This window comes from Blastococcus sp. SYSU DS0753 (assembly GCF_054051175.1).
This window is the reverse complement of sequence record NZ_JBJHAT010000001.1, coordinates 130,969-157,019: the sequence shown is the minus strand read 5'-3', so window position 1 is coordinate 157,019 and position 26,051 is coordinate 130,969. Positions and strand designations below refer to the sequence as shown.

General features: G+C 74.7%; 23 protein-coding genes and 1 pseudogene. 11 read left to right on the top strand and 13 right to left on the bottom strand.

Annotated elements, in window-relative coordinates:
- Positions 1 to 101: 101 nt before the first annotated feature.
- The 3 genes from ACI799_RS00725 to ACI799_RS00715 form a co-directional block, all read right to left on the bottom strand.
- Positions 102 to 410 carry a hypothetical protein gene (locus ACI799_RS00725; protein WP_456612107.1) on the bottom strand — a complete coding sequence of 103 codons (309 nt, stop codon included), beginning with the start codon at positions 408 to 410 and terminating at the stop codon, positions 102 to 104.
- Between the two features lie 98 nt (positions 411 to 508).
- Entirely contained in the window at positions 509 to 2,095 is a 1,587-nt protein-coding gene (locus ACI799_RS00720) for a sodium:solute symporter family transporter (RefSeq protein WP_456587980.1), read from the bottom strand.
- A 268-nt stretch (positions 2,096 to 2,363) separates the two neighbouring features.
- On the bottom strand, positions 2,364 to 3,386 hold the full coding sequence (locus ACI799_RS00715) for an LLM class F420-dependent oxidoreductase (RefSeq protein WP_456612106.1): 1,023 nt from the start codon (positions 3,384 to 3,386) through the stop codon (positions 2,364 to 2,366).
- A 178-nt stretch (positions 3,387 to 3,564) separates the two neighbouring features.
- Between ACI799_RS00715 and ACI799_RS00710 the strand changes: the two genes are divergently transcribed.
- From ACI799_RS00710 to ACI799_RS00680, 7 genes are read left to right on the top strand one after another with little or no spacing between them, the layout of a single operon-like run.
- Complete coding sequence (locus ACI799_RS00710; protein ID WP_456612105.1) at positions 3,565 to 4,710, top strand: acyl-CoA dehydrogenase family protein; 1,146 nt, start codon at positions 3,565 to 3,567, stop codon at positions 4,708 to 4,710.
- Positions 4,707 to 5,513, top strand: a complete 807-nt coding sequence (locus ACI799_RS00705) for a TIGR03084 family metal-binding protein (RefSeq protein ID WP_456599260.1) — start codon at positions 4,707 to 4,709, stop codon at positions 5,511 to 5,513. Before ACI799_RS00710 ends, ACI799_RS00705 begins: the two co-directional genes overlap by 4 nt.
- Positions 5,510 to 7,285 (top strand): acyclic terpene utilization AtuA family protein, encoded by a 1,776-nt coding sequence (locus ACI799_RS00700; RefSeq protein ID WP_456612104.1) that lies wholly within the window; start codon positions 5,510 to 5,512, stop codon positions 7,283 to 7,285. Before ACI799_RS00705 ends, ACI799_RS00700 begins: the two co-directional genes overlap by 4 nt.
- Complete coding sequence (locus ACI799_RS00695; protein ID WP_456587985.1) at positions 7,282 to 8,862, top strand: acyl-CoA carboxylase subunit beta; 1,581 nt, start codon at positions 7,282 to 7,284, stop codon at positions 8,860 to 8,862. The genes ACI799_RS00700 and ACI799_RS00695 overlap by 4 nt, the downstream gene beginning before the upstream one ends.
- Positions 8,859 to 10,907 (top strand): ATP-binding protein, encoded by a 2,049-nt coding sequence (locus tag ACI799_RS00690; protein ID WP_456612103.1) that lies wholly within the window; start codon positions 8,859 to 8,861, stop codon positions 10,905 to 10,907. Before ACI799_RS00695 ends, ACI799_RS00690 begins: the two co-directional genes overlap by 4 nt.
- Complete coding sequence (locus ACI799_RS00685; protein WP_456587987.1) at positions 10,897 to 12,498, top strand: class I adenylate-forming enzyme family protein; 1,602 nt, start codon at positions 10,897 to 10,899, stop codon at positions 12,496 to 12,498. Before ACI799_RS00690 ends, ACI799_RS00685 begins: the two co-directional genes overlap by 11 nt.
- Complete coding sequence (locus ACI799_RS00680) at positions 12,491 to 13,261, top strand: enoyl-CoA hydratase-related protein (RefSeq protein WP_456612102.1); 771 nt, start codon at positions 12,491 to 12,493, stop codon at positions 13,259 to 13,261. The genes ACI799_RS00685 and ACI799_RS00680 overlap by 8 nt, the downstream gene beginning before the upstream one ends.
- A gap of 2 nt (positions 13,262 to 13,263) precedes the next feature.
- Here ACI799_RS00680 and ACI799_RS00675 read toward each other — a convergent pair whose 3' ends face one another.
- Entirely contained in the window at positions 13,264 to 13,920 is a 657-nt protein-coding gene (locus ACI799_RS00675; protein WP_456599255.1) for a TetR/AcrR family transcriptional regulator, read from the bottom strand.
- Positions 13,921 to 14,121: 201 nt separating this feature from the next.
- Between ACI799_RS00675 and ACI799_RS00670 the strand changes: the two genes are divergently transcribed.
- Complete coding sequence (locus ACI799_RS00670; RefSeq protein WP_456599320.1) at positions 14,122 to 15,420, top strand: D-arabinono-1,4-lactone oxidase; 1,299 nt, start codon at positions 14,122 to 14,124, stop codon at positions 15,418 to 15,420.
- A 3-nt stretch (positions 15,421 to 15,423) separates the two neighbouring features.
- On the opposite strand, the gene ACI799_RS00665 is transcribed toward ACI799_RS00670, so the two are convergent.
- The 7 genes and pseudogenes from ACI799_RS00665 to serA form a co-directional block, all read right to left on the bottom strand.
- Positions 15,424 to 16,161 (bottom strand): HpcH/HpaI aldolase family protein, encoded by a 738-nt coding sequence (locus tag ACI799_RS00665; RefSeq protein WP_456599254.1) that lies wholly within the window; start codon positions 16,159 to 16,161, stop codon positions 15,424 to 15,426.
- Between the two features lie 108 nt (positions 16,162 to 16,269).
- Complete coding sequence (locus tag ACI799_RS00660; RefSeq protein ID WP_456612101.1) at positions 16,270 to 16,893, bottom strand: SMP-30/gluconolactonase/LRE family protein; 624 nt, start codon at positions 16,891 to 16,893, stop codon at positions 16,270 to 16,272.
- Positions 16,833 to 17,102 carry a hypothetical protein gene (locus ACI799_RS00655; protein ID WP_456612100.1) on the bottom strand — a complete coding sequence of 90 codons (270 nt, stop codon included), beginning with the start codon at positions 17,100 to 17,102 and terminating at the stop codon, positions 16,833 to 16,835. Before ACI799_RS00655 ends, ACI799_RS00660 begins: the two co-directional genes overlap by 61 nt.
- Positions 17,103 to 17,133: 31 nt before the next feature.
- Entirely contained in the window at positions 17,134 to 17,736 is a 603-nt protein-coding gene (locus ACI799_RS00650; RefSeq protein ID WP_456587992.1) for a peroxidase-related enzyme, read from the bottom strand.
- Between the two features lie 31 nt (positions 17,737 to 17,767).
- Positions 17,768 to 18,292, bottom strand: a pseudogene (locus ACI799_RS00645) (UGSC family (seleno)protein).
- Complete coding sequence (locus ACI799_RS00640; protein WP_456612099.1) at positions 18,289 to 19,686, bottom strand: thioredoxin family protein; 1,398 nt, start codon at positions 19,684 to 19,686, stop codon at positions 18,289 to 18,291. Before ACI799_RS00640 ends, ACI799_RS00645 begins: the two are co-directional and overlap by 4 nt.
- A 46-nt stretch (positions 19,687 to 19,732) precedes the next feature.
- The gene (gene serA, locus ACI799_RS00635) at positions 19,733 to 20,941 is read right to left on the bottom strand and encodes a phosphoglycerate dehydrogenase (protein ID WP_456599251.1); all 1,209 of its coding nucleotides are present in this window, start codon (positions 20,939 to 20,941) and stop codon (positions 19,733 to 19,735) included.
- A gap of 192 nt (positions 20,942 to 21,133) precedes the next feature.
- Between serA and ACI799_RS00630 the strand changes: the two genes are divergently transcribed.
- Positions 21,134 to 22,105: a zinc-binding dehydrogenase gene (locus ACI799_RS00630; RefSeq protein WP_456587995.1), complete on the top strand. Its 972-nt coding sequence runs from the start codon at positions 21,134 to 21,136 to the stop codon at positions 22,103 to 22,105.
- A 29-nt stretch (positions 22,106 to 22,134) separates the two neighbouring features.
- Here the strand turns inward: ACI799_RS00630 and ACI799_RS00625 are convergent, their stop codons facing one another.
- Positions 22,135 to 22,362, bottom strand: coding sequence for a hypothetical protein (locus ACI799_RS00625; RefSeq protein WP_456587996.1), 228 nt, complete (start codon positions 22,360 to 22,362; stop codon positions 22,135 to 22,137).
- A 225-nt stretch (positions 22,363 to 22,587) separates the two neighbouring features.
- Here ACI799_RS00625 and ACI799_RS00620 point away from each other — a divergent pair, with 225 nt between their 5' ends.
- Positions 22,588 to 23,550 (top strand): hypothetical protein, encoded by a 963-nt coding sequence (locus tag ACI799_RS00620; RefSeq protein ID WP_456612098.1) that lies wholly within the window; start codon positions 22,588 to 22,590, stop codon positions 23,548 to 23,550.
- A 144-nt stretch (positions 23,551 to 23,694) separates the two neighbouring features.
- On the opposite strand, the gene ACI799_RS00615 is transcribed toward ACI799_RS00620, so the two are convergent.
- Complete coding sequence (locus ACI799_RS00615; RefSeq protein ID WP_456612097.1) at positions 23,695 to 24,474, bottom strand: SDR family NAD(P)-dependent oxidoreductase; 780 nt, start codon at positions 24,472 to 24,474, stop codon at positions 23,695 to 23,697.
- A 279-nt stretch (positions 24,475 to 24,753) separates the two neighbouring features.
- Here ACI799_RS00615 and ACI799_RS00610 point away from each other — a divergent pair, with 279 nt between their 5' ends.
- Positions 24,754 to 26,016: an acyl-CoA dehydrogenase family protein gene (locus ACI799_RS00610; RefSeq protein ID WP_456599249.1), complete on the top strand. Its 1,263-nt coding sequence runs from the start codon at positions 24,754 to 24,756 to the stop codon at positions 26,014 to 26,016.
- The last annotated feature ends 35 nt before the right edge of the window (positions 26,017 to 26,051 follow it).

Here is a 26,051-nt window from a genome sequence, read left to right as displayed (position 1 = left end):
CGCAACACTCCTCGGCACCCGTCGAGCATGCCGCGCCGCTCGGCCGGCTGCCAGCGGGGCGGGCAAATGTGAGAGAACGCTCAACCAGATGGTCGTGCGGTTCAGTGATCGACCAGCGGGGACGTCGCCTCGGCGCTCGCCGCCGCCCGCCGCGGAACCCCCGGCCGGAGCGCGTCGATCAACCGGTCGTCGAGGGCCGCCGCTCCCCCGGTGACCACCACGGTCGCCGTCCACTCGGTCAGCTCCGTGTTCTGGCCGTGAACGGGTCGGGCCGGCCCCTGCACCCGGAGCGTCGACCAGTCCGGGTCCGCTCCCGCAGCGGCGGCCATCACCCGCAGCTGCCCGCGGAGCCCGGCGGTCACCCGGTCCCGGTCGGAGAACGGCACAGCAGCGGCAGCGCGGTACATCATCGCCCCGGGGTCTGCCCATTTCGGCTGCCCACTACACATATTCAGCGCCCTCGTCACCCCGCGGCACCCCGCCGGTGACCGCGCGTCGGCGGAACGGCTCAGATGAACGGCACCACGACCGCGACGGTGAGCACCGCCAGGCCGAGCGAGAGGTGGCGGTAGTTCTTGTACCAGGGCTTGCCGCGGAGCTCCCCGGACTCCTCGCGCCACGTCTGCCGGTCGAACACCACCTCGGCGATCTTCTCGCGGTCCGGCGCCTCGGTGGACAGCGTGATGGCCACCAGGGTGACCACGCTCAGGAGGAGCATGATCCCGGTCGCGTACAGGAACTGGACGCCGTACAGCTCGAAGATCTCCCCGGTGACGAAGCCGATCACCCCGATGGGGACCACGACGACCAGCGTCCAGAAGGCGGCCGGCGCGGTGGCGCGCTTCCAGAAGATGCCGCCGAGCAGGACGACGACGATCGGCATCGTCACGTAGCCGAGGAACGACTGGAAGTACTGGACGATCGTGTCGAACTGCAGGATGACCGGCGCCCAGGCCACCGCGATGAGCATGAAGATGCCGACGAGCACCCGGCTCATCAGCAGCAGCCGCTTCTCGCTGTACTCCTTGTCACGGGTCTTGACGAAGTCGTTGATCACCAGGCTCGCGGCCCCGTTCAGCACCGAGTCCAGGGTGGACATCAGGGCGGCGAGCAGCGCGGCGACGATCAGCCCGCGCAGGCCGACGGGGATGAACTCGAAGATCAGCGAGGGCCAGGCGAGGTCCGGGTTCTCCAGGTCGGGGAAGACGTCGCGGGCGAGGATCCCGGGGAAGATCAGCAGCACGAGCAGCGGCAGCTGCATCAGGCCGGCGAACAGCGCCCCCCACCTGCCGTGGTCCAGGTTCTTCGCCGCCAGCACCCGCTGGACGACGACGTGGTTGGCGACCCAGACGTAGAAGCCGAGCCAGATCGCCCCGGTGAAGATGCCCGGCCACGGCAGGAAGTCGTCGTCGGGTGGAGGCGCGATGGTGAAGCCGTCCTCCGGCGCGAGCTCGGGGAACACCGACCACTGGAAGTCGAACTCCCGGAACACGATGACGAAGATGATGCCGGCCGCCAGGAACAGCAGCACGCCCTGGATCGTGTCGGTGATCATCACCGCCCGCAGCCCGCCGAGGATGACGTACACGCCCGCCAGCACGGCGATCGCCACGATGTGCACGATCATCGGGACGTCGGGGAACAGCAGGTTCAGCACCAGCGCGCCGGCGATCATGCCCCCGGCGGAGTCGATGAGCATGCCCGTGAGCACCGTGAACCCGGAGAACGCGTACCGGGAGCGCCGGTCGTACCGCCGTTCGAGGAACTCCGGGACGGTGCTGATCTTCGACTGCAGGTAGATCGGCAGGATGAGCACCGCGAAGACCAGCAGGACGAGCGTGGCCATCCACTCGAAGTTCCACACCGCGATCCCGGTGTCGTAGCCGGCTCCGGCCAGCCCCAGGAACTGCGTGCCCGAGAAGTTGGTGACGATGAGCGAGAAGCCCACGAGCGGCCACGCCATGCCGCGGCCGGCGAGGAAGTAGTCGTCGGAGTCCGAGGTCCGCCGGGACACCCAGTAACCGATCCCGATGATCATGACCACGTAGGCGCCGATGACCACGAGGTCAACGGTCGCGAGGTCGAATTCCGGCATGGCACCGCCCTCCCCCTGCGCCTCGTCGCGCACCGTCCAAGTTGGCGGAAGAGCGGGCCTCCCGCGACTCGGAACCGGGTCGCCTCGGCGCCGCCGCCCGGCCGGTCAGCCGGGAGCGAGCAGCGCCACCACCTGGCAGCGGATCTCGAGGTCCTCGCGGGCGGTCACCACCACCGTCCGCGCCGGCGCGCCGTCGCGTTGTCCGCTGCACGCCGACGGCTCCAGCGGTCGGGGGCGAGGGTGTCCAGGTGAACTCCCGGCGCCGTCGTCAGCCGGTGAGCTCGGCCATCATGCGCAGGGTCTCCGGAGAGCCACCGACCAGCATCGTGGTGACGAGCGACTCCTCCCAGGCCGCGAGGTCGTCGGCGATCTTGGCCCGTGACCCCACGAGCGCCACCTTCTCCACCATCGCCAGCGGGACGGCCGCCGCCGCTTCGTCCCTCCGGCCGGCCAGGTACAGCTCCTGGATGCGAGCGCACTCGGCCTCGAAGCCCATGCGCGCGAAGACCTCGTAGTGGAAGTTCACACCCCGGGCACCCATCCCGCCGACGTAGAGGGCGAGCATCGGCCGCACGCGGTCGGCCGCGGCGTCGACGTCGTCGGCCACCTCCACGTGGACCATGCAGGCGACCTCGAAGCCGTCGGCGCCCCGGCGGGCCCCCGGGCGGGCGAAGCCCTCGGCGAGCGACTCCCGGTAGTGCCCGTCGTCGTGCGGTGAGTAGAACAGCGGGATCCAGCCGTCGGCGATCTCCGCGGCCAGCGCCACGTTCCTCGGCCCCTCGGCCGCCAGCAGGACCGGGATGTCGGTGCGGAGCGGGTGCACGGTCGGCCGCAGCGACTTCCCCAGCCCGGTGCCGCCCGGGAAAGGGATGCGGTAGTGCTCGCCGTCGTGGCGCACGGGCTGCCGCGCGAACACCTGCCGCAGCACCTCGACGTACTCCCGGGTGCGGGCGAGCGGCCTGGGATAGGGCTGGCCGTACCAGCCCTCCACCACCTGCGGTCCGGAGACCCCGAGGCCCAGGACGAACCGCCCGCCGGAGAGGTGGTCCATCGTCAGCGCCGCCATGGCGGTGGCCGTCGGCGTCCGGGCGGACATCTGCACCACCGAGGTGCCGAGCCGCAACCGGGTGGTCGCGCTGCCCAGCCAGGCCAACGGGGTGAGGGCGTCGGACCCGTACGCCTCCGCGGTCCACACCGACTCGAAGCCCAGGCGCTCGGCCTCGGCGACCAGCTCGGCCTGACCCGGCGGCGGCCCGGCCCCCCAGTACCCCAGCGCCAGCCCCAGCCTCATCGAGCCCCCTCCTGTCCGGCGTGCCGTGCGACGGCGGTCGACCGGCGTGGGCGCCGGCGACGAGGCGCGACGTTAGCGCAGCGGGTTGTTGTGCGGGTCACACCCGGCTGATAGACCTGACGGCGTCGTCAAGTTCGGCCGGTGGCGCTGCCGTCGGCCATTCCCACCGGGAGTTCCGATGCGCTTCACCGACGAGCACCACGCCTTCCGGAAGCTGGTGCGCGACGTCGTCGACCGGGAGATCGCCCCCCACGTCGACGAGTGGGAGGCGGCGGGCACCTTCCCGGCCCACGAGCTGTTCCCGAAGCTCGGCGAGCTCGGCCTGCTGGGGCTCGAGTACGACCCCGAGTACGGCGGGCAGGGCGCCGATCACCTGTTCAGCGTGATCCTGTGCGAGGAGCTGCACCGTTCCGGGTGCGCCGGCGTGCCGATGGCGATCGGCGTGCAGACCATGATGGCGACGCCGTCCCTGCACGAGTTCGGCAGCGACGAGCTCAAGCACCGCTACCTGGAGCCCGCGATCCGGGGCACCGCCGTCTGCTCCATCGCGGTGACCGAGCCCGGCGCCGGCTCCGACGTCGCCGGGCTGCGCACCCGCGCGGTGCAGGACGGCGACGAGTGGGTCATCAACGGCAGCAAGCTGTACATCACCAACGGCACCCAGGCCGACTGGCTGTGCCTGCTGGCCCGCACCTCCGACGAGGGCGGGCACCGCGGGATGAGCCAGATCATCGTGCCCACCGACGTCCCCGGCTTCGCCGTCTCCCGGAAGCTCGACAAGCTGGGCAACCGCTCGTCCGACACCGCCGAGCTGTACTTCGAGGACGTGCGGGTGCCGGTGTCGAACACCATCGGCACGGTCGGCCGCGGCTTCCAGCAGCAGATGTCGCAGTTCGTGGTGGAGCGCATGTTCGCCGCCTACGGCGCGGTGGGCAGCTGCCGGATGGCGCTGGAGCGCACCCGGGACCACCTCCAGCAGCGCCAGGCCTTCGGCGGGCCGCTGCTGGCCAGCCAGTACATCGCCTTCCGGCTGGCGGAACTCGCCGCGCAGGTCGACCTGCTGCAGTCGCACAACTACGCGTGCGCGGAGGCCTACCTGAACGGCGAGGACACCACCCGCCAGGCCACGGTGGCCAAGCTGACCGCCGGCCGACTGCTGCGCGAAGTGGCCGACACGTGCCTGCAGTTCCACGGCGGCATGGGCTACATGGAGGAGACCTGGACCGCCCGGTTCTTCCGGGACAGCCGGCTCGCCTCGATCGGCGGCGGCGCCGACGAGGTGATGCTGCAGGTGCTCGCCCGGATGCAGGGGTTCTCCGCGTGAGCGACCGCAGCGCCCTGCTGGCCGCCCTGGTCGACGACCTCACGGCCGAGTCCGCCGACCTCGACGCCCGGGTGGCGCCGCTCGACGACGCCGGGTGGCGCACGCCCACCCCCGCGGCCGGCTGGGACGTCCGCGACACGATCAACCACCTGCGGTTCTTCGACCGGGACGCCCTCCTGGCCGTGACCGACCCCGCCGGGTTCGCCGCCCTGGTCGAGGGGCTCGGCGACGCAGCCGGCGACTACGTCGAGCGGCGCACCGCCGAGGGCCGGGACACGCCCCCCGCGGAGGTCCTCGCCGACTGGCGGGCCGGCCGGGAGGCGCTGGCAGCCGCCCTCCGCGCGACCGACCCCGGCGTGCGGGTGCCGTGGTTCGGCCCGCCGATGAGCCCGGCGTCGTTCGTGACCGCCCGGCTGATGGAGACGTGGGCGCACGGTCAGGACGTCGTCGACGCCCTCGGGCAGGACCGCCCGGGCACACCGCGGCTGCGCTCGGTCGCCGAGATCGGCGTGCGCGCGCGGCCCTTCTCCTACGCCGTCCGCGGGCTGCCGGTGCCCGACCGCGCGGTCCGCGTGGAGCTGACCGGGCCCGGTGGCGAGCGGTGGACGTGGGGGCCCGCGGACGCCGCCGACACCGTCCGCGGCCCGGCGCTGGACTTCTGCCTGCTGGTGACCCAGCGCCGGCACCGCGACGACCTCGCCCTGGAGGTCACCGGGCCGGCCGCGCAGGAGTGGATGTCGATCGCGCAGGCCTTCGCCGGTCCCCCCGGCGCGGGTCGGCAGCCGCTGGGCGGTGCCCGGTGACCGCACCCCTCCGCATCGCCAACGTCTCCGGTTTCTACGGCGACCGGCACAGCGCCATGCGCGAGATGCTGGACGGCGGCGAGGTCGACGTCCTCACCGGCGACTACCTCGCCGAGCTGACCATGCTCATCCTCGGCCGGCAGAAGGCCGAGGACCCGGCCGCCGGGTACGCCCGCACCTTCCTCTCCCAGCTGGAGGAGTGCCTGGGCACGGCGCTGGAGCGCGGCGTCCGGATCGTCAGCAACGCGGGCGGGCTCAACCCGCAGGGGCTCGCGGCGGCGGTCACCGAGCTCGGCCGGCGCCTCGGGACGCCGGTGCGGGTGGCCACGGTCGGTGGCGACGACCTGCTGCCCCGCCTCGCGGACCTGCGCGACCGCGGCCTGCTCCGCGCCGGTGACACCCCACCCGGGGACGGCGAGGTTCCCGACGCCCTCACCGCCAACGCCTACCTCGGGTGCCGGGGGATCGTCCGGGCCCTGCAGGGCGGCGCGGACGTCGTCGTCACCGGCCGGGTCACCGACGCCAGCCTCGTCGTCGGCCCGGCGGCCTGGCACCACGGCTGGGGGCCCGACGACCTGGACGCGCTCGCCGGGGCCACCGTCGCCGGGCACGTCCTGGAGTGCGGCGCCCAGGCGACGGGCGGGAACTTCAGCTTCTTCGCCGAGCTGCTCGACGCCGACCCCGCGGCGCTGGACTCCATCGGCTTCCCGCTGGCCGAGATCGCCGCCGACGGCACCTCGGTGATCACCAAGCACCCGGGCACGGGCGGGGCGGTCACCGTGGAGACGGTCACCGAGCAGCTGCTCTACGAGCTCACCGGCAGCGCCTACGGCGGCCCCGACGTCGTCACCCGCTTCGACGGCCTGCGGCTGCGGCAGGCCGGCCCCGACCGGGTCGAGATCACGGGCGCCCGCGGGCTGCCCGCCGGGGAGTGGCTCAAGGTGGCCGTCAACCGCCTCGGCGGCTTCCGGAACTCCATGACCCTGCCGCTGACCGGTCTGGACGTCGAGCGCAAGGCGGAGCTGCTGCGCCGCCAGCTCGCCCCCGCGCTCGAGGCGATCGAGGACGTCACGGTGGCGCTCGCCCGCACCGACTCGCCGGATGCGGCGGTGCAGGAGGAGGCCGCGGCCCTGCTGCACGTCACGGTCAAGGACCGCGACCGCCGGAAGGTGGGCAAGGGCTTCACCGCCCCGGTGATCGAGCTCGGCCTGGCCAGCATCCCGGGCTTCCACGCCACCGCCGCGCCGCCCAGCCCCTCGCCGTACGGGGTGTACTCGGCGGCCTGGGTGCCGGCCGGGGAGGTGCCGCAGGTCGTCGGCCTGCCCGACGGGACGACGGAGACGCTGTCCCCGGCCCCCGCGGCGGCTCCCGGCGCGCCGCCGCCCGACCCTGTCGCCGCGCCGACGTGGGCGGGCGACGCCACCACCGCGGCCGTCCCGCTCGGCCGGGTCGCCGGTGCCCGCAGCGGCGACAAGGGCGGGGCGGCGACCCTGGGCGTCTACGCGCGCTCCGACGACGGCTACGCCTGGCTCGCCGCGTTCCTCACCCCCGACCGGCTGCGGGCGCTGCTCCCCGAGGCCGCCGCCCTCCCGGTCACCCGCGAGCTGCTGCCCGGCCTGCGGGCGCTGCTGTTCCAGCTACCCGGTCTCCTCGGCGACGGCGTCGCCGCGGGCACCCGGTTCGACCCCCAGGCCAAGGCCGTGGGCGAGTGGCTGCGCTCCCGCGTGGTCGACGTCCCGGCCCGGCTGCTGCCCCCGGAGGTGGGCTCATGACGATGCTGGACGAACGGGCCGCGAGCAACCGCGCGGCCCTGCTGGAACGACTGGCCGAGCTGGAGGTGGAGCGCGGCCGCGCCAACGCCGGCGGCGGCGAGAGCGCCGTGGCCCGGCACCGCGACCGGGGCAAGCTCACCGTGCGGGAACGGATCGAGCTGCTGCTCGACCGCGACAGCCCCTTCCTGGAGCTCTCCCCCTACGCCGCCTGGGGCACCGACTTCCCCGTCGGGGCGAGCACCGTCACCGGCATCGGCGTCGTCGAGGGCGTGGAGGTGATGATCTCCGCCAACGACCCGACGGTCCGCGGCGGCACCTCCAACCCGTACACGCTGCGCAAGTCGCAGCGCGCGCACGACATCGCCGAGACCAACCGGCTGCCGTTCGTCAGCCTGGTCGAGTCCGGCGGTGCGGACCTGCCCACCCAGTCGGAGATCTTCATCCCCGGCGGCCGCGGCTTCCGCAACCTCACCCGGCTCTCCGCCCAGGGCATCCCCACCGTCGCGCTGGTCTTCGGCAACAGCACCGCGGGGGGCGCCTACGTCCCCGGGATGAGCGACCACGTGGTGATGATCGACGGGCGCAGCAAGGTGTTCCTGGCCGGACCGCCGCTGGTGAAGATGGCCACCGGCGAGGAGGCCGACGAGGAGTCCCTCGGCGGGGCGTCGATGCACGCCCGCGTCTCCGGCAGCGCCGACCACCTCGCCGTCGACGAGGTCGACGCCATCCGGCTGGGCCGGCAGATCGTGCGCAACCTCAACTGGCGCAAGCGGGGCCCGGGCCCCTCACGCCCGGCCGACCCCCCGCTGCACGACCCCGAGGAGCTGCTCGACCTGGCGCCCGCCGACCTGCGGCAGCCGCTGGACCCGCGCGACGTGCTCGCCCGCATCGTCGACGGCAGCCGCTTCGACGAGCACAAGCCGCTGTACGGCACCTCCCTGGTCACCGGGTGGGCGAGCATCCACGGCTACCCGATCGGCGTGCTGGCCAACGCCCGCGGCGTGCTGTTCCGGCAGGACGCCGAGAAGGCCGCGCAGTTCATCCAGCTGGCCAACCAGACCGACACCCCGCTGCTGTTCCTGCAGAACACCACCGGCTACATGGTCGGCACCGAGTACGAGCAGGACGGGATCATCAAGGCCGGGTCGCAGATGATCAACGCGGTCTCGAACAGCGCGGTCCCGCACATCACCCTCAACATCGGCGCCTCCTACGGCGCCGGCAACTACGGCATGTGCGGCCGCGCCTACGACCCCCGCTTCCTCTTCACCTGGCCCAACGCCAAGAGCGCGGTCATGGGCGCCGCCCAGCTCGCCGGCGTGCTCGACATCGTCGGCCGGGCCAGCGCCCGGGCCCGCGGCCGCGACTACGACGAGGAGGCCGCGGCCGCCATGCGCGCCGCGGTGGAGCAGCAGATCGAGGCGGAGTCGCTGGCGCTGTTCCTCTCCGGCCGGCTCTACGACGACGGCATCATCGACCCCCGCGACACCCGCACCGTCCTCGGGCTGGCGCTCTCGGCGATCTCCAACGCACCGGTCCGAGGGCTCCACGACGGATGGGGGGTGTTCCGGCTGTGAGCCGCACCCTGAGCTGCGTCCTGGTCGCGAACCGGGGCGAGATCGCGCGGCGGGTCTTCACCACCGCCCGCGCCATGGGCCTGCGCACGGTGGCGGTGCACTCCGACGCCGACGCCGACGCGCCGTTCGTCCGCGAGGCCGACGTCGCCGTCCGGCTGCCCGGCAGCACGCCCGCCGAGACCTACCTGCGCGCCGACCTCGTGGTGGCCGCCGCGCTGCGGGCCGGCGCCGACTGCGTCCACCCCGGCTACGGCTTCCTCTCCGAGAACGCCGACTTCGCCCGTGCGGTCGCAGCGGCGGGGCTGGTGTTCGTCGGCCCCGACCCCGAGGCCGTCGAGGCCATGGGCAGCAAGCTCGCCGCGAAGGAGCTGATGAGCCGCGCCGGGGTGCCGACCCTGCCGAGCGTGGACGCCACGGGGCTGTCCGGCGACACCCTGGAGAAGGCCGCCGGTGAGGTGGGCTACCCACTGCTGGTCAAGGCCTCCTTCGGCGGGGGTGGCCGCGGCATGCGGGCCGTGCGCGGGCCGGACGAGCTGGCCGACGCGGTGGCCGGCGCCGGCCGGGAGGCGGCCTCGGCCTTCGGCGACGGCACCGTCTTCCTCGAACGCCTGGTCGAGCGGCCGCGGCACGTCGAGGTGCAGGTGTTCGGCGACCGGCACGGCACCACGGTGGCGCTGTTCGAGCGGGAGTGCTCCATCCAGCGCCGGCACCAGAAGGTCGTCGAGGAGGCCCCCTCCCCCGCCGTCGGCCCCGAGCTCCGGGCCCGGCTGCAGGAGGCCGCGGTGGCCGCCGCGCGGGCGATCGGCTACGTCGGCGCCGGCACGGTGGAGTTCCTGCTCGACGAGTCGGGCGAGTTCTTCTTCCTCGAGATGAACACCCGGCTGCAGGTCGAGCACCCGGTCACCGAGGCGGTCACCGGGCTGGACCTGGTCCGCCTGCAGTTCGACGTCGCCGCCGGCCGTCCGCTGCCGGCGGCGGCCGTGTCGGCCACGTCGTCCGGCTCGGCGATCGAGGTGCGGCTCTACGCCGAGGACCCGGCGCGCGGCTGGCTGCCGCAGTCGGGGCGGCTCGCCGACTTCGCGATCCCGGCCGACACCGCCTTCCGCACCACCGCCGGGCCCGGCATCCGGGTCGACAGCGGGGTGGAGGCCGGCGGCGAGATCGGCGTGCACTACGACCCGATGCTGGCCAAGGTCATCGCCTGGGCGCCCGACCGGTCGTCGGCGGCGCTGGCGCTGGCCGGGGCGCTGGCCCGGGCGCGGTTGCACGGGCTGACCACCAACCGAGACCTGCTGGTGCGCGTGCTGCGCAGCGAGGCCTTCCTCGCCGGGGAGACCGACACGGGGTTCCTCGACCGGCACGGGCTGGCGCAGCTGGCCGCCCCGCTGGTCGACGAGGCCGCCCGGCGCCGGCACGCCGTCGTGGCCGCGCTGGCCGGGGCGGCGCTGCGGCGGGCCGGCGCGGCGGTGCTGGGCGGGCTGCCGTCGGGCTGGCGCAACAACCCCACCGCCCCGCAGGTCACGGTCTTCGACACCGGCACGGTGCGCTACCGGATCGGCTCGGCAGGCGTCACCGCCGACGTGGACGGCGAGCCCGTGCCGCTCACAGTCCTCGGTACGTCGGTCCCGGCCCCCGGCCGGGTGCGGCTGGACCTCGAGCTCGGCGGGCTGCGCAGCACCTACGACGTGCACGCCGACGGCGACCGCTGGCACGTCGACGGTCCCGAGGGCGGCAGCACGCTGGTCGAGCAGCCCCGGTTCCCGGAGCCGGGCGCCGCCGTGCAGCCCGGATCCCTCACCGCCGCCATGCCCGGAACCGTGGTCCGGGTGGCGGTGGCCGAGGGCGAGCAGGTCGCCGCGGGCCAGCTGGTGCTGGTCCTGGAGGCCATGAAGATGGAGCACCCCGTGGTCGCGCCGGCCGACGGGGTGGTCACCCACCTGCACGCCGACGTGGGCCGGCAGGTGGAGACGGGCGCGGTCCTCGCGGTCGTCGGCGAACCCCCCGCACCGCAGACCGAGACCGAAGGGAACAGCCATGCGTCCTGACCTGTCCGGGGTCGACCCCCTGGAGCTCAACCTCGCGACCCGCTTCTCGGTCGGCGACATGCTGACCCGCACCGCCCAGCTGTTCGCCCACCGCACCGCGATCGTCGACGGCGACGAGGAGATCGGCTACGCGCGGCTCGACGGGGCGGCCGAGGCGTTCGGTCGCGGCCTGCTCGACGCCGGCGTGGGCCGCCAGGAGCCCGTTGCCTTCCTGCTGGGCAACTCGTGGCGCTTCGCCGCCAGCTTCTTCGGCTGCGCGAAGGCGGGGCTGGTGGCGCTCCCGGTGAACCTCATGCTGGCACCGGAGGACATCGGCTGGATCCTCGCCGACTCCGGCACCCGCACCGTCGTCGCCGATCCGCCGTTCCTCCCGCTGCTGGAGGCGGTGCTGCCGCAGCTGCCGCAGATCACCACGGTGATCGTGACCGGCGACCAGGCCCCGGCGTCGGTCGCCGGCCGCGACGTGCGGCGCTGGGACGACGTCGCCACCGACCCCACCCCGGTCCAGGTGATCGTCGAGGACCGCGACACCCTGCACTGCCTCTACACCTCGGGTACCACGGCCCGGCCCAAGGGCGTGCTCACCAGCCACCTCTCGGTGCACGTGGGCGTGCTGAGCAACGCGCTGCAGACCGGCCACCGGCGGGGGGACGAGTTCTCCGTCCTGCCGATCGTGCTCCCCCTGTTCCACACGACCGCGCTGGACACCCTCCTGCTGCCGATCCTGCTCACCGGCGGCACCGCCGTGCTCCCCCGCGGGTTCGAGCCGGAGGGCTTCCTCGAGGTCGTGGAGCAACGGCGGGCGACGCACCTGATGCTGCTGCCGATGATGTACGGCGCGCTCCTGGCCTCCCCCGGGATCCGGACCCGCGACCTCTCCTCGGTGCGGCTGTGCATCTACGCCATGGCCCCCATGCCCCAGGAGCGGATCACCGCGATCGCCGCCGCCTTCCCCAACGCCCAGGTGCTGCTCGGCTCCGGGCAGACCGAGTGCGTACCCGCGACGGTGTTCCAGTGGCCGGCGCACCAGGAGACCAAGGCGGCGTCCTGGGGTCCGTCCACGGTCACCGTCGACACCCGGATCATGGACCCGGCCGGCGCCCTGCTGCCCGCGGGCGAGACCGGCGAGATCGTCTACCGCGGCCCGCACGTGATGAGCGGCTACTGGAACAACCCGGCCGCCAACACCGCCGCGTTCGCGCACGGCTGGTTCCACAGCGGCGACGTCGGCCACCTCGACGACGAGGGCGTCGTCTGGTTCACCGACCGGGTCAAGGACATGGTGAAGACCGGCGGCGAGAACGTCTCCTCGGTGGAGGTGGAGCGGGTGCTGCTGGCCTCCTCCGAGATCGCCGAGGCGGCGGTCATCGGGGTGCCGGACGACCGCTGGGGCGAGGCAGTGACCGCGGTGGTCGTGCCGGCCGACCCGGACACCGACCCGGTCGCGCTGGCCGAGCGGCTGCTCGCCCACTGCAGGCAGCACCTGGGCGGCTTCCAGGTGCCCAAGCGGATCGAGGTCCGCGCCGGGCTGCCGAAGACGGCGACCGGGAAGATCCAGAAGCACGAGCTGCGGGACGAGTTCCGTGCCTGACGACCGCCTGGTCCAGGTCGCCCGGCGGGGGCCGGCCGCCGTGCTGACCCTGGACTCCCCGCACAACCGCAACGCGCTCTCGCGTGCCCTGGTCGAGCAGCTCCACGCGGCGCTGGGTGCGGCGCTGGCCGACGCCGCCGTCCGCGTGGTGGTGCTGACCGGGGCGGGCCCGGTGTTCTGCTCGGGCGCCGACCTGAAGGAGCAGCGGGCCGGCGGGGCTCCCGGCGCGGTCGGCCTGCCGGAGGTGCTGACCCTGCTCCTGACGGGGCCCAAGCCCGTGGTCGCCCGGGTGAACGGGCCGGCGCGGGCCGGTGGACTCGGCCTGATCGCGGCCTGCGACCTCGCGGTGGGCCCCGCGGCGGCAACCTTCGCGTTCAGCGAGGTCAGGATCGGTGTGGCGCCGGCGATCATCGCCGTCCCCGTCCTGCGGCGGATGGACCCGCGGGCGGCGCGGGAGCTGTTCCTCACCGGCGAGCCGTTCGACGGTGCCCGGGCCGGGGCGGCCGGTCTGCTCGACCGGGTCGTGCCCGACGACCGGCTCGACGCCGCCGTCGACGAGCTCGTGGAGCAGCTCGGCCGCGGCGCCCCGGAGGCGCTCGCGGTCACCAAGCGGCTGCTCCGCGAGCTGCCCGGCGCCGACCTGCAGGAGGACTTCCGCCGCATGGCGGAGGTGTCCGCCGAGCGGTTCGCCTCGGCCGAGGCGCGGGAGGGCATCGCCGCGCTGCTGGAGAAGCACCGACCGGCCTGGGGCCTCGACGCCTGAGCTCAGCCGGGGCGACCGGCCCCGCCGTCCGGCCAGGCGGCGGGCGGCAGGCCGATCGCCCCGGCCCAGAGCCGGGTCAGGACGTCCACGGCGGCGTCCTCGTCCAGGTCCTCCACGGGGTCCTGCCACAGGTGCGCGAACGACTCGACCATCGCGCCGAGGGCGCTGGCCGTGGCCCGCGGCGGAAGGGTGCGGTCGGCCAGCCCCAGCTCCTGCAGCCGCAGCAGACCCTCCATCCCGCGGCGCACGAAGGCCTCGCGGACGTCGACCCGCAGCCGCCGGAACTCCTCACGGGTGTCGGCCAGCGAGTCGAGCACCCGGAGGATGCGGGCGTGCCGGGTGACGGCGCCGAGGTAGAGCCGGTTGGCCGCCTCGATCCGCCCGTACGGGTCGTCGGGCGGCAGCCGCGAGCCGACGGTGGTCGCGGCGAACACGTCCTCGACGACGACCGCCACGATCGCCCGGAGCAGCGACTCCTTCGAGTCGAACCAGGTGTAGAAGGTGCCGTGCGAGACGCCGGCCCGCTCCGCCACCAGGTCGATCCGGACGTCGGCGAACCCGCGCTCCTCGAACAGCTCGCGCCCGGCCTGCAGCAGGGCGGCCCGCGTCCGCCGGCCCCGGTCGGTCACCGGCAGCTGCTCCTGCTCCGCGCCTGGCATGCCACCTCCGAGAGAACCGGGCCGGAGCAGCCTGCCACACCGCGCCCGCGAGCCGGCGCACGCCGCCGACCCCGCCGGGGCGCCCCCTAGGCCGTGGCCGTCGTCCACGGGGCGGCCGGAGGGCGCGCGACCCGCGTCGCGCATCATCGACTCCTCCGGCGGGCGGCCCGGTCGCCCTCCCCCAGCAGATCGCGAGTGAGCATGCACGAGATGTCGTCCGGTGCCCCGGCGGGTACCGCGGGGCCGAGGACCAACTGGGCCGGGAACGTCTCCTACCGCGCGGCGCGGCTGCACCGGCCGACCAGCCTCGCCGAGCTGCAGGCCGTCGTCGCCGCCGGCCACCGCGTCAAGGCGCTCGGCTCGCGGCACTGCTTCAACGACATCGCCGACACCACCGCCGAGCTGGTGGCCCTCGACGTGCTACCCGGCGAGGTGACGGTCGAACGGGGCAGCGACGAGGCCGGCGGTGTCGCCTGGATCCCCGGTGGCGCGCGCTACAGCGAGGTGGTGCCCCGCCTGGCCGAGCAGGGTTTCGCGCTGCACAACCTCGCCTCGCTGCCGCACATCACCGTCGTGGGGGCCACGGCCACCGGAACGCACGGGTCGGGCAACCGGAGCGGCTCGCTCAGCACCGCGGTGGCGGGTCTGGAGCTCGTCCGGTCCGACGGCGAGCTCGTGACGCTGGGGGCCGGCCACCCCGACCTCGCCGGCGCCGTCGTCCACCTGGGTGCGCTCGGGGTGGTGACCCGGATCGGCCTGCGCTTCCAGCCGACCTTCCAGGTCCGCACCACCGTCTTCGTCGGGCTGACCTGGGACCGCCTGTTCGCCGACTTCGACGCGGTGGCCGACGCCGCCTACAGCGTCAGCGTGTTCACCGACTGGCACGAGGTGACGCAGGTGTGGGTGAAGGCGCGCACCGACGAGCACGACGTCACGCCGGAGGAGTTCTTCGGCGCCCGGGCCGCGACGGAGCCCACGCACATGCTGCCCGGCACCCCGGTCGAGAACCTGACCGACCAGCTCGGCCTGCCCGGCGAGTGGCACGAACGGCTGCCGCACTTCCGGACCGGCTTCACCCCCAGCAACGGCGACGAGCTGCAGACCGAGTACTTCGTCCCGCGCCGGTACGGGCAGCAGGCCTGCGACGCGCTGCGCTCCCTCGCGCCGCGGATCGCCCCGCTCCTCCAGGTGAGCGAGCTGCGCACCGTGGCGGCGGACGACCTGTGGCTGAGCCCGGCCTACGGCGGGGACGTCCTGGCGCTGCACTTCACCTGGCTGCCCGAGGAGGCGCCCGTGCGCGCCCTGCTGCCGGAGATCGAGGCGGCGCTGCGCCCCTTCGGCGCCCGACCGCACTGGGGGAAGCTCTTCACCACGGGCGCCGACGAGCTCGCCGCGCTGTACCCGCGGATGCCCGCGTTCCGGGAGCTGGTCCGCCGCTTCGATCCGCGTGGCGCCTTCCGCAACGACTTCCTGGACCGGACCGTCGCCGCGTTCGGGTGACGGTCAGCCGGGGCCGGCGTCCCGGGCGACGCCGAGGTGGTGCGCCGCGGCCTCGCCCAGCGAGACGGCGTCCACGGCCACGGTGACCACGGTGGCGCCCTCCGCGGCGAAGCCCGCCGCCTCCTCGCCGCTGCGGGCGTGCACCCCCACGGGAACCCCGGCGGCCCGCGCCCGGGCGATGATCGAGGAGAGGACGGTGCGCAGCTCGGTCCGCCGGTCGGCGCCGGTCAGCTCCAGCGACAACGCGAGGTCGCCGGGGCCCACGTAGAGACCGTCGATGCCCTCCACGCGGAGGACGGCGTCGAGATCGGCGAGCATGGACGCCGCCTCCACCATCACGAACACCAGCGGCTCCTCCGCCCCGCCGGAGAGCCGGCCGACCGACCGTCCCCCGCCCGGCGCGTACCGGCAGGCGGCGACGATCTCGCGGGCGTGCTCGGCGTCACGGACGTTGGGCACGATCACGCCACCGGCGCCGAGATCCAGGGGCCGCCCGACGTCGGGGAACAGGGCGCTGCGGGTGCGGGCCAGCGGCACCGAGCCGGCGGCGGTGACCGCCGCGCAGATCCCCGGGAGCTCGGCCTCGGTCGTCGCCCCGTGCTGCAGGTCGACGACCACGTAGTCGGCGCCGGTCCGCGCGAGCAGCTCACCGGTCACCGCCCCGGGCAGCACGTTCCACAGCCCGTGGCAGGCCCGGCCCTGCGACCACCGCCGTCGCAACCCCGCCGCGCTGCCCGCCATCCGGCCCTCCCTCTCCGCACCCGAACCGGTTCGATCCTGCGCGCACCGCGCGGCGTGCGCGACCGAGCGGCACCGCCCGCGCGAGCAGGGCACGTCCAGCCGCGGCACTCAGCCGGCGCCGACCTCCACCCGGGCGGCCTCGATGCGGCCGGCGCGCGGGCCCGGACGCCAGCTCGGCGCGGTGCACACGAAGAGGGTTCGGCCGTCCTCCCCGCCCAGCGCGCAGGCGTAGGAGAGCGAGCCGCTGCCCACCTCGACCCGGGCGGTCACCTCTCCCCCGTCGCGCACCCGGAGCACCTCCGGCGTACGTGCGGTGGCCACCCACACCTGCCCCTCGGCGTCCAGGCAGATGCCGTCGGGGGCGACCCCCGGAAGCTCGGCGAAGACGCGGCGACCGGAGAGCGCCCCGTCCGGCGCGACGTCGAACGCCGTCAGCCGCGCGCCGTAGGTCTCGGCGACGACGAGGGTGCGGCCGTCGGGGCTGAGCACCATGCCGTTGGGGAAGACGACGTCCGCCGCGGCGACGGAGACCGAGCCGTCGGGGTCGACGCGGACCAGATCGGTCGCCTCGGGGGCGTCGCCGCCCTCGAGGTCGAAGCCGAAGCTGCTGACGTAGGCCCGGCCGGCCGCGTCGACGAGCAGGTCGTTGGCCCGGAACCGGGTCACGGCGGTCAGGTCGGCATGCACCCGGGTGCCGTCCTCCCCCACCCGCAGCAGCGCCCGCCGCACCATGGAGACGACCAGCAGGTCACCCCGGGCAGCCAGCCCAGCCCCGACGGGCTGTCGTCGAGCTCCAGCGCCACCTCGGGGCCGCCCGCGGCGGGCATCCGGCGCACCACGCGGTCGTGGAAGTCGGAGAACCACAGCCGGCCCGCGTGCCAGCGCGGGGCCTCCGGGAAGCCGAGGTCGTCGGCGAGCACGGACGTCGTCGGAGCGGTCACCGGCGGACCGTAGCGCGCACCCGCCCGAGGGTCAGGTGGACGGTGCCTCGGCGGTCCGCGGCAGCCGGCCCATCAGGAAGAACTCCGGGTTCGGGGTGATCGCCGCGAAGTGCGCCAACCGGTTGGAGAGCGCGAAGAAGGACGTGATCATGCCGACGTCCCAGATGTCGTCCTCGGTGAGCCCGTGCTCGGCGAGACCCGCCAGATCCTCGGCGGTGACCGCCGCCGGGTCGGCCGCCAGGCGGGTGGCCACCGCGAGCACGGCGTGCATGCGCGGGGACAGCGGCGCCTTGCGCCAGTCGACCGCGACGTGGTCGGCGATGTGCGGGTCCTTCGTGCGGATGCGGGCGACGGCGCCGTGCGCGACGACGCAGTACAGGCAGTCGTTGCCGGCGCTGGTGGCCACCACGATCAGCTCCCGGTCGGCCTTCGACAGCCCCGGCGTCTCCTTGTCCATGAGCGCGTCGTGCATGGCGAAGAACGCCCGGGCCTCGTCCGGCCGCCAGGCCAGCGCGGCGAACACGTTGGGCAGGAACCCGGATCGCTCCGCGACCTCCGCGTAGCGCTCGGCGAGGTCGGGGGGCAGCTCGCCGGTGGACCGGAGGGGGAAGCGGCTGATCGGCATCTCGGTCATCGGCCCACCCTGGCAGCGCGGGCGTCCCACGTCACCCGCCGGAGGCCGCGGTGACGGCGGCGAGCACCGCGGGGTACGCCGACTCCGCGGCCGACCGCAGCTCCGCGTCGGTGCGGTCCTGGACCGGATGCGGCACCAGCACGCACGGCGCGGGGAAGCCCAGCGCCGCACCCTGCACCCGGGCGGCCTCGGCGAAGGCCTCGCTGGCGAGGAAGACCCCGACGACGCCGCGGCGCTCGAGGTCGGCGATGTCGTGCACACTGCACGACGTGCACGAGCCCTAATCGGCCAGTGCCTCGATGACCACCTCGCACTGCTCGGCTATCTCGTGCCGCAGGTCCACCGGGGCGGTGCGGGCGAAGGTCGGCTTGCGGTAGCGGCGCACGACCGCCCCGTCAGCGGTGAGCAGCTCGGCCAGGCGATCGAGGACGACGTCGCCGCGCGCCTTGCTGATGTCGAGCAGCCCCACGCGGCGGCCGCGCAGCGAGGCAGGGCGGGGCAGCAGCTCGCGGGCGGCCGCCCGCTGCTCCCCGGTCGGGTCCAGGACGGTCCTCATGCATGCACCTCTCTGGTCACCGGGACGCTCCCGGTCTCCCCGGCCACCCAGCCCCCGATGATCGCGCTGAACAACCCGGCGTCGCCGCCGGCGTGCGCGACCAGCAGACCGCCGGGCCGGAACTTGGGCAGATCGCCCCCGGCCGGACCCGCGGGTATCCCCTCGGCCATGCCACCGGCACCGCGCACCAGCTCGTCGGCGGGGAGGGTGAGCAGGTCCTCGAGCTCGGCGAGCAGCCGCGCGCGGTCCCAGCCGGCGTCGCGGAACACCCGGCCGTGCTCGGGCGAGACCAGCAGCATCGCGTCGAACGCCATCGGCAGCTTGGGGTGGGCGTTGACCCGCAGGCACGCGGCGAACGTGCGGGCCAGCGACCCGGGATCGCGGCTGAGCTGGTCGACCACCGGCTGCACGCCCGACCCGGCGAAGACGGTGACGGCGTTCCCGGGGACGCCGCGGTCGGCGGCCAGCGGGGTGAACGGGCTGTCGTGCTCGCGCTCGGCGAAGCAGAAGGTGAACTTGCCCGGGTTGCCGAACGTCGCCCGGTCGACCTCACCGGGGCGGCCGCCACCGACGTTGCGGACCACCAGCTGCAGGGCGCGGCCGATGGTGGCGTTGGCGCGATTGCCCTGCCCCAGGGCGTTGACCCCGCTGTTCATGCCGATCCGCGCGGCCACCGGTCCGTTCACCACGACGAGCGGCCCGGAGAAGTACGTCGTCGCGAGCAGCCCGTGCAGGGCGAACTCCGCGGCGGCGGCGGCCTCCAGGGCGGCCAGCACGACCGGCAGGTGCTCGGGCAGGCAGCCGGCCATGACCGCGTTGACCGCCACCTTCTCCACCGTGCACTCGACGAGGTCGGGCGGCACCACGGCCACGACCTCGGCGGGATCGCGGGTGGTGCCGCGCAGCATCCGCAGCACCCGCTCCGGCGTCGGCGGGACGACGGGCAGCCCGTCGGTCCAGCCGCGGTCGAACAGCGCCTCGTGCTCGTTCTCCAGCTCGGCGAGCTCGACCCGCCGGCTCGCCAGCCCGCTGCCGCCGTAGCGGGCCTCCAGCCCGTCGACGCGCGAGGGGTCCACCGAGAGCGAGCCGCAGCCGGGCCGGTGCTCGGGCAGCCCCGCACCGAGTCCCGGGACCCCGGTCAGCTCGACCCACTGCTCGCGGCTCCACCCGACCACCCGGGCGGTCTCGGCGCCGTCGGCCACGCGCAGCAGGGTCGGCACGGTCTCGATGCCCAGCCGGTAGGACAGCTCCAGGCCGGTGTCGTCACCGTCGAACCACCCGGCGTCGTCCTGGCACCAGACGGCGGCGCCGAGCTGCCGCAGCACCGGCTCGACGAGGACGCAGGTGGGGCAGTCGCGCTTCACCACGGCCACGAGACCGTCGGGGAGCCGCACGCCGCGACCGTACCGAGGCGCCGGTCCCCCGGCCAGGCCGCGCGGGTCAGTCCGCCCGGGGGCCGAACCTCGTCAGGCGGACGGTCTCCGGCAGGGCGGCGAGGCCGGCCAGCAGATCGGCCGGCAGCGGGTCGCTGACGTCGGTGACCGCGTAACCCAGCTCCCCGCGGGTGGCCAGCACCTGGGCGTCCACGTTCAGGCCGTGCTCGCCGACGAGCGCGTCGACCCGCGCCAGGACGCCCGGGACGTTCCGGTGCAGCAGCGCGAAGCGGTCGGCGGAGGTGCTGTGCAGGACGACCGTGGGGAGGTTGACGCTCAGCGTCGTCGTCCCCGTGGCGGTGTAGTCGACGAGCTTGCCGGCCACGAACCGCCCGATGTCGTGCTGGGCCTCCTGCGTCGAGCCGCCGACGTGCGGGGTGAGGATCACGTTGGGCAGGCCGCGCAGCACGGAGGTGAACGCGTCGCCCTGCTCGCGCGGCTCCTCGGGGAAGACGTCGACCGCCGCTCCGGCGATGTGCCCGCTCAGGATGTTCTCGCGCAGCGCCTCGTGGTCGACGACGAACCCGCGGGAGAGGTTGAGGAACAGGCTGCGCGGCCGCATGCGGGCGAACTGCTCGGCGCCGAACATGCCCGCGTTGCCGCCCCGCCCGTCCACGTGCAGCGTGACGGTCTCCGACCGCTCGAGCAGCTCGTCGAGGGTCTCGCAGCGCTGCGCGTTGCCGAGGGCCAGCTTGTCCTCGAGGTCGTAGAAGAGCACCCGCATGCCGAGCGCCTCGGCGAGCACCGAGAGCTGGCTGCCGATGTTGCCGTAACCGACGATGCCCAGCGTCCGCCCGCGGATCTCGTGGCTGCCGGCGGCCGACTTGTCCCAGGTGCCGGCGTGCAGCGCGCGGTCGCGGTCGACCAGCCGCCGGGCCAGGATGATGATCTCGGCGATCGCCATCTCCACCACGCTGCGGGTGTTCGAGAACGGCGCGTTGAACACCGCCACGCCCGCCGCCGCGGCCGCGGTCAGGTCGATCTGGTTGGTGCCGATGCAGAAGGCGCCCAGCGCCGAGAGGCCCGGACGGCTGCGCAGCACCTCGGCGGTCACCTGCGTCTTGGACCGGATACCGAGCACGTCGACCCCGTCGAGCGCGGCGATCAGGTCGGCCTCGTCCAGCGCACCCCGCAGCGACTCGACCTCGTAACCGGCGGCACCGAGGATCTCGGTCGCGACCGGGTCGATGTTCTCCAGCAGCAGCGCTCTGGGCACGTCCGGGACCTCCTCGACCGTGGAACCGCCGGCCCGGTGCGCCGACGCGTCGCCGCGCGTGCGCGACCTGCCCAGTATCCCGGCGGCACCGACCCGGCCTTCGACCGGTGTCCCGCTGCGCTCGGGGCCGGGCGCTGGTTCACTTCCCGGACGGCCGCGCCACGGCGACCGTGGCGACGGGAGGCGACCGGCGTGTGGGCGCAGCGGCTGAGCGGACCGTTCACCTTCGAGCGGGTGGAGGTCACCGCGCCGCGCGCCGAGGACCTGGCGGACGGGCAGGTCCTGCTGGCCACCAGGGCGGGCGGCATCTGCGGCAGCGACCTGCCGTTCTTCAAGGGCGCGCCGTTCCTGCACGCCGCGGACCCGGCGAACCGGACGACGCGGGCGCCCGGTTTCCCGCTGCACGAGGTGGTCGGCGAGGTCGTCGCCAGCCGGCACCCCGCGCACTCCCCCGGTGACCTGGTCGTCGGCTGGGCGGCCGCCTTCGACGGGATCGCCGAGCTGGTCGTCACCGACGGCGACGGGCTGGCCGGCTACGACACCGCGCTGGCGCCGACCACGGCCGTGATGCTGCAGCCGCTCGCCTGTGTCCTCTACGCCGCCGAGCAGCTCGGTGACGTGCGGGGGAAGGTGGTCGCCGTCGTCGGCCAGGGGCCCATCGGGCTGCTGTTCAGCCACGTGCTCAAGCAGCGCGGCGCCGGTGTCGTCGTCGGGGTCGACCGGGTCGACCGCAGCGCCGCGGCCGACGTCTTCGGCGTCGACGAGACGGTGACCGCCGGCGCGAGCCTGTGGGCGGCGTCCCTCGGCGACGCCGACCGGCCCGCTGTCGTCGTCGAGGCCGTCGGCCACCAGGTGACGACGCTGCAGGACTGCCTGGTCGCCGTCGCACCGGGCGGCGAACTGCTCTACTTCGGCATCCCCGACGACCCGGTCTACCCGCTGGACATGATCACCTTCCTGCGGAAGAACCTGACCCTGCGCGCCGGGGTCACGCTCGAGCGCGCGCGGGTGCTGCGGGACGCGGGCACCTACCTCGCCGCACACCCGGAGCTGCGCGACGTCTACGTCAGCGACGTCCACCCGGTCGACGACGTCCAGGCCGCCTTCGCGGCGGCGATCCAGCCGCGTCCCGGCCAGTACAAGGTCGTGCTCTCCACGGCCTGACCGGGCTCCGCCCGACGCGCTGCGGCGGGTCAGCCGTCCGCGCGCGGTCCGCCCGGCTCCGCACCCGTCCGCGACCGCGCGGCCAGCCAGCGCTGCCACTCGGAGCGGTCGCCCGCCCCCGGTGCGGCCGACAGCGCCACGACGGCGGCGATCGCCAGGACGGCCGCCACCAGCACGACGGTGGCCAGCACCTCCCACTGGAACAGGACGTCGACGGTCATGCTGCCGGGGGCCGGGGCGGAGCTGGACGGTGCCATGCGCCACGGTGTGCCCCGCGCCGGCCGGCCGTGAACGCCCGCGCGGCGCCACTCACCCCACCGGGGGACGTCACGCAGGGCGACGGCCACCGGAGGCGACGGCCGGACCGGGTGCGCACCCCACCCCGCCGGGTGACGAGCCCCGTGCTGGACGGGCGCGCCGCCGCTCCGCCGACCTAGCGTCAGCGCGATGGTCGCCGGAACAGCACAGGAGGAGGCAGCGGCATGAGCACTGCGACGCAGGACCAGAGCGCTGTCGAGGTCATCGGCAGCGCACCGCCGGCCGAGCGCACGCCGCCGAACGTCTCCGGGGACCTGCCCACCATCTTCCGGGCCGCGCCGATGTTCGGCCGGGCGCTGGCGGGTTACGACCGGTTCCAGGTCGACACCTACGTCCAGTGGGCGGAGGACGAACTCGCCACGGCGGACCGGGAGCGGGAGCACCTGCTCGCCCGCTGCCTGCAGACCCAGGCCGCGCTCGACGACGCGCGCCAGCTGCTCGACCACTCCGCCGGTGGCGGCGAGTTCCTGCGGCTGTCGGACCGCATCGGGTCGATGCTCGCCGCGGCGGCCGACCAGGCCGAGGGCATCACGGCCGAGGCGGAGGCCCTCCGCGCCACGGCCCGCAGGCAGGCCGACGAGCTCACGGCCCGCGCCGAGGCCGAGCTGGCGGATGCCCGGGCGCGGGCCGGCGAGACGATCGCCGACGCCGCCACGCGGGCCCAGGCGATGGTCGCGGCGGCGCAGCGGGTGGTCGACGACGCCGAGCAGGCCCGCCGGGACGCCGCGGCCGAGGCGGAGGCCCGCGCGTCGGCCGCGCGCGCCGTGGAGCAGCGCGCCGCCGACCAGGCCGCTCGTCTCGGGGAGCAGGCCGCGGCCGATGTGGCCCACCTCCGCGTGCAGGGCAGGGACGAGGTCGTCCGGATGCTGGCGACCGCCCGGGCGGAACGCCGGCGCGCGGACGACGAGGCGGCGGCGCTCCGGGACCGCCTGGATGCGCAGGCCGCGGAGCGCCGGGCCGCGCTGCTGGCCGACGTGACCGAGCTCGAGCGCCGGCGGTCCGACCTCGAGACGGAGCTCCGGCGCACGGCCGGCTCGATCGCCCTCCCGACGGAGCGCCCGGAGGCCACGGCGCCCGGCCGGTTCCTCGGCCGGCTGCGCCGCGCCCGGCCACCGCGGGGTCGCTGAGCGCACCGGGCGCCGCTCCGGGACGGCGCCCGGCCCGGATCGGCCCCGCACCGCCCCCGGCGCGCACCTGCTGACCGGGCCGGCTGGTCGTGCCGGTCGGCACGGCCTCGACCGCCCCGCGACCGGAGCATCGGGAGCCGGTGCTCAGAAGACGCTGTAGCCGCCGTCGATCACCACGGTGCTGCCGGTCTGGTAGGCCGATGCGTCGCCGGCCAGGTAGACGGCGACGCCGGCGAAGTCGTCCGGCTCGCCCCAGCGGCCGGCGGGGACGCGGGAGATCACCCGGTCGGTGACGGTCGACGACGTCTGCGCGGCGGCGGTCATGTCCGTGGCGATCCACCCCGGGAGGACGGCGTTGACCCGGATGCCGTGGCGGGCCAGCTCGACGGCCGAGGACCGGACCAGCCCGGTGAGGCCGGCCTTGGCCATGCCGTAGGCGTGGTTGCGCCCGGCGCCCTCGATCGCCGCGAGGCTCGCCACGGCGATGATCGATCCGCCCGGGCGCCCCTGCCTGCCGCGCTCCAGCATCACCCGGGCGGCCTCCCGGACGGTCCAGAAGGCGCCGTCGAGGTTGGTCGCCATCGTCGCCCGGTAGTCCTCGGTGGACGCCTGGACCAGCGGGGCGAGCGGCAACCCGACACCGGCGTTGACCACGACGACGTCGAGCCCGCCGAGGAGGTCCGCCGCCGCGCGCATCCCGCGGGCGACGGCGGCCTCGTCGGACACGTCCACCTGCTGCGCGTGCGCGTCGGCGCCGGTGCCGCGGAGCGCGTCGGCGGCCGCACGGACGCGTTGCCCGTTGCGCCCCCACAGGGTCACGGCCGCGCCGGCGCCGGCCAGCGCCCTGGCCATGCCCAGCCCGATGCCGGAGCCGCCGCCGGTGACCAGCGCGGCCCGCCCGGTCAGGTCGAACAGCCCGCTCACCGCGTGCTCCCGGCGGCCGGTGCGGAGGCGGCTCCGGCCCGCCGGCTCAGCGCGGCGGAGGGCGCGAGGGGATCGATCGCGAGGTCGGGATGACGGTGCACCAGCTCTCCCGGTGGTGGTCGGTCCGCCGCGGCGGACCAGGTGGCGATGACGGAGCAGTCCCGGACGCGTCCGGTGGCCGGCCCCCCGGCGGCCCCCCGGATCCGCGGCGCCGCAGACCCTGGACGCCCCGCCCGGAGGGCCCTAACCTAGCGCTCACTAAAACACACGCTAGGACGGATGACCATGGACTTCGTGCTCCCCGACCGATTGCAGCGCTTCCTGGACGAGCTCGACGCGTTCATCGACAAGGAGATCCTCCCGCTGGAGGAGGAGAACCAGCAGTACTTCGACCACCGGCGGGAGTGGGCCCGCACCGACTGGGAGGCCGGGGGCACCCCCCGACGGGAGTGGGAGGAGCTGCTCGCCGAGATGAAACGCCGGGCCGACGCGGCCGGCTTCTTCCGGTACGCCCTGCCTGCGGAGCTCGGCGGACGGGGCGCGACGAACCTGGAGATGGCCGTCGTCCGCGAGCACCTGGCCCACCGCGGCCTGGGCCTGCACAACGACCTGCAGAACGAGTCCTCGGTCGTCGCGAACCTCCCGTTCGTGATGATCGTCCACGAGTTCGGCACGCAGGAGCAGAAGGACGACCTGATCGAGGGCATGATCACCGGCACCCGGGGGGTGGCCTTCGCCCTCACCGAGCCGGACCACGGCAGCGACGCCACGTGGATGGAGACCCGCGCCGTGCGGGACGGCGACTCGTGGGTGATCAACGGTCGCAAGCGCTGGAACTCCGGGGTGCACAGCGCGACGCACGACGTCGTCTTCGCCCGCACCAGCGGGAAGGACGGCGACGCCCGCGGCATCACCGCCTTCGTGGTGCCGATGGGCACGCCCGGCCTGGAGGTCACCAGCTACGACTGGACCTTCAACATGCCGACCGATCACGCGAACGTCTCGCTGCGCGACGTCCGCGTGCCGGCGAGCACCATTCTCGGGGCCGAGGACGAGGGGCTCACCATCGCCCAGCACTTCCTGCACGAGAACCGGATCCGCCAGGCCGCCTCCAGCCTGGGCGCCGCCCAGTTCTGCATCGACCGGTCCGTCGCCCGCGCCCGGGAGCGCATCACGTTCGGCGAGCCGCTGTCCCGCCGCCAGGCGGTCCAGTGGCCGCTCGTCGAGCTGCACACCGAGGCGGAGATGGTCCGGGGGCTGGTGCGCAAGGCGGCCTGGACCCTCGACGAGGCCGGCGATCCGACGGACGTGAGCGAGTACGTCTCCATGGCGAACTACCGGGCCAACCGCCTGGTCTGCGACGCGGCCGACCGGGCCATGCAGATCCACGGCGGCGAGGGCTACTCGCGCAACCAGCCCTTCGAGCACATCTACCGGCACCACCGGCGCTACCGGATCACCGAGGGCGCGGAGGAGATCCAGATCCGCAAGGTCGCCGGCACGCTCTTCGGCTTCGCCGGGCGGCGCCGGCACCAGGCCTGAGACCGCATCGGCCGGCGGCTGCCCTCGGGCGGCCA

Bases quoted from the DNA above. Each gene is read 5' to 3' on its own strand.
- ACI799_RS00725 (WP_456612107.1), bottom strand. From the start codon at position 410: ATGATGTACCGCGCTGCCGCTGCTGTGCCGTTCTCCGACCGGGACCGG.
- ACI799_RS00720 (WP_456587980.1), bottom strand. From the start codon at position 2,095: ATGCCGGAATTCGACCTCGCGACCGTTGACCTCGTGGTCATCGGCGCC.
- ACI799_RS00715 (WP_456612106.1), bottom strand. From the start codon at position 3,386: ATGAGGCTGGGGCTGGCGCTGGGGTACTGGGGGGCCGGGCCGCCGCCG.
- ACI799_RS00710 (WP_456612105.1), top strand. From the start codon at position 3,565: ATGCGCTTCACCGACGAGCACCACGCCTTCCGGAAGCTGGTGCGCGAC.
- ACI799_RS00695 (WP_456587985.1), top strand. From the start codon at position 7,282: ATGACGATGCTGGACGAACGGGCCGCGAGCAACCGCGCGGCCCTGCTG.
- ACI799_RS00685 (WP_456587987.1), top strand. From the start codon at position 10,897: ATGCGTCCTGACCTGTCCGGGGTCGACCCCCTGGAGCTCAACCTCGCG.
- ACI799_RS00675 (WP_456599255.1), bottom strand. From the start codon at position 13,920: ATGCCAGGCGCGGAGCAGGAGCAGCTGCCGGTGACCGACCGGGGCCGG.
- ACI799_RS00670 (WP_456599320.1), top strand. From the start codon at position 14,122: ATGCACGAGATGTCGTCCGGTGCCCCGGCGGGTACCGCGGGGCCGAGG.
- ACI799_RS00665 (WP_456599254.1), bottom strand. From the start codon at position 16,161: ATGGCGGGCAGCGCGGCGGGGTTGCGACGGCGGTGGTCGCAGGGCCGG.
- ACI799_RS00660 (WP_456612101.1), bottom strand. From the start codon at position 16,893: ATGGTGCGGCGGGCGCTGCTGCGGGTGGGGGAGGACGGCACCCGGGTG.
- ACI799_RS00650 (WP_456587992.1), bottom strand. From the start codon at position 17,736: ATGACCGAGATGCCGATCAGCCGCTTCCCCCTCCGGTCCACCGGCGAG.
- ACI799_RS00625 (WP_456587996.1), bottom strand. From the start codon at position 22,362: ATGGCACCGTCCAGCTCCGCCCCGGCCCCCGGCAGCATGACCGTCGAC.
- ACI799_RS00620 (WP_456612098.1), top strand. From the start codon at position 22,588: ATGAGCACTGCGACGCAGGACCAGAGCGCTGTCGAGGTCATCGGCAGC.
- ACI799_RS00610 (WP_456599249.1), top strand. From the start codon at position 24,754: ATGACCATGGACTTCGTGCTCCCCGACCGATTGCAGCGCTTCCTGGAC.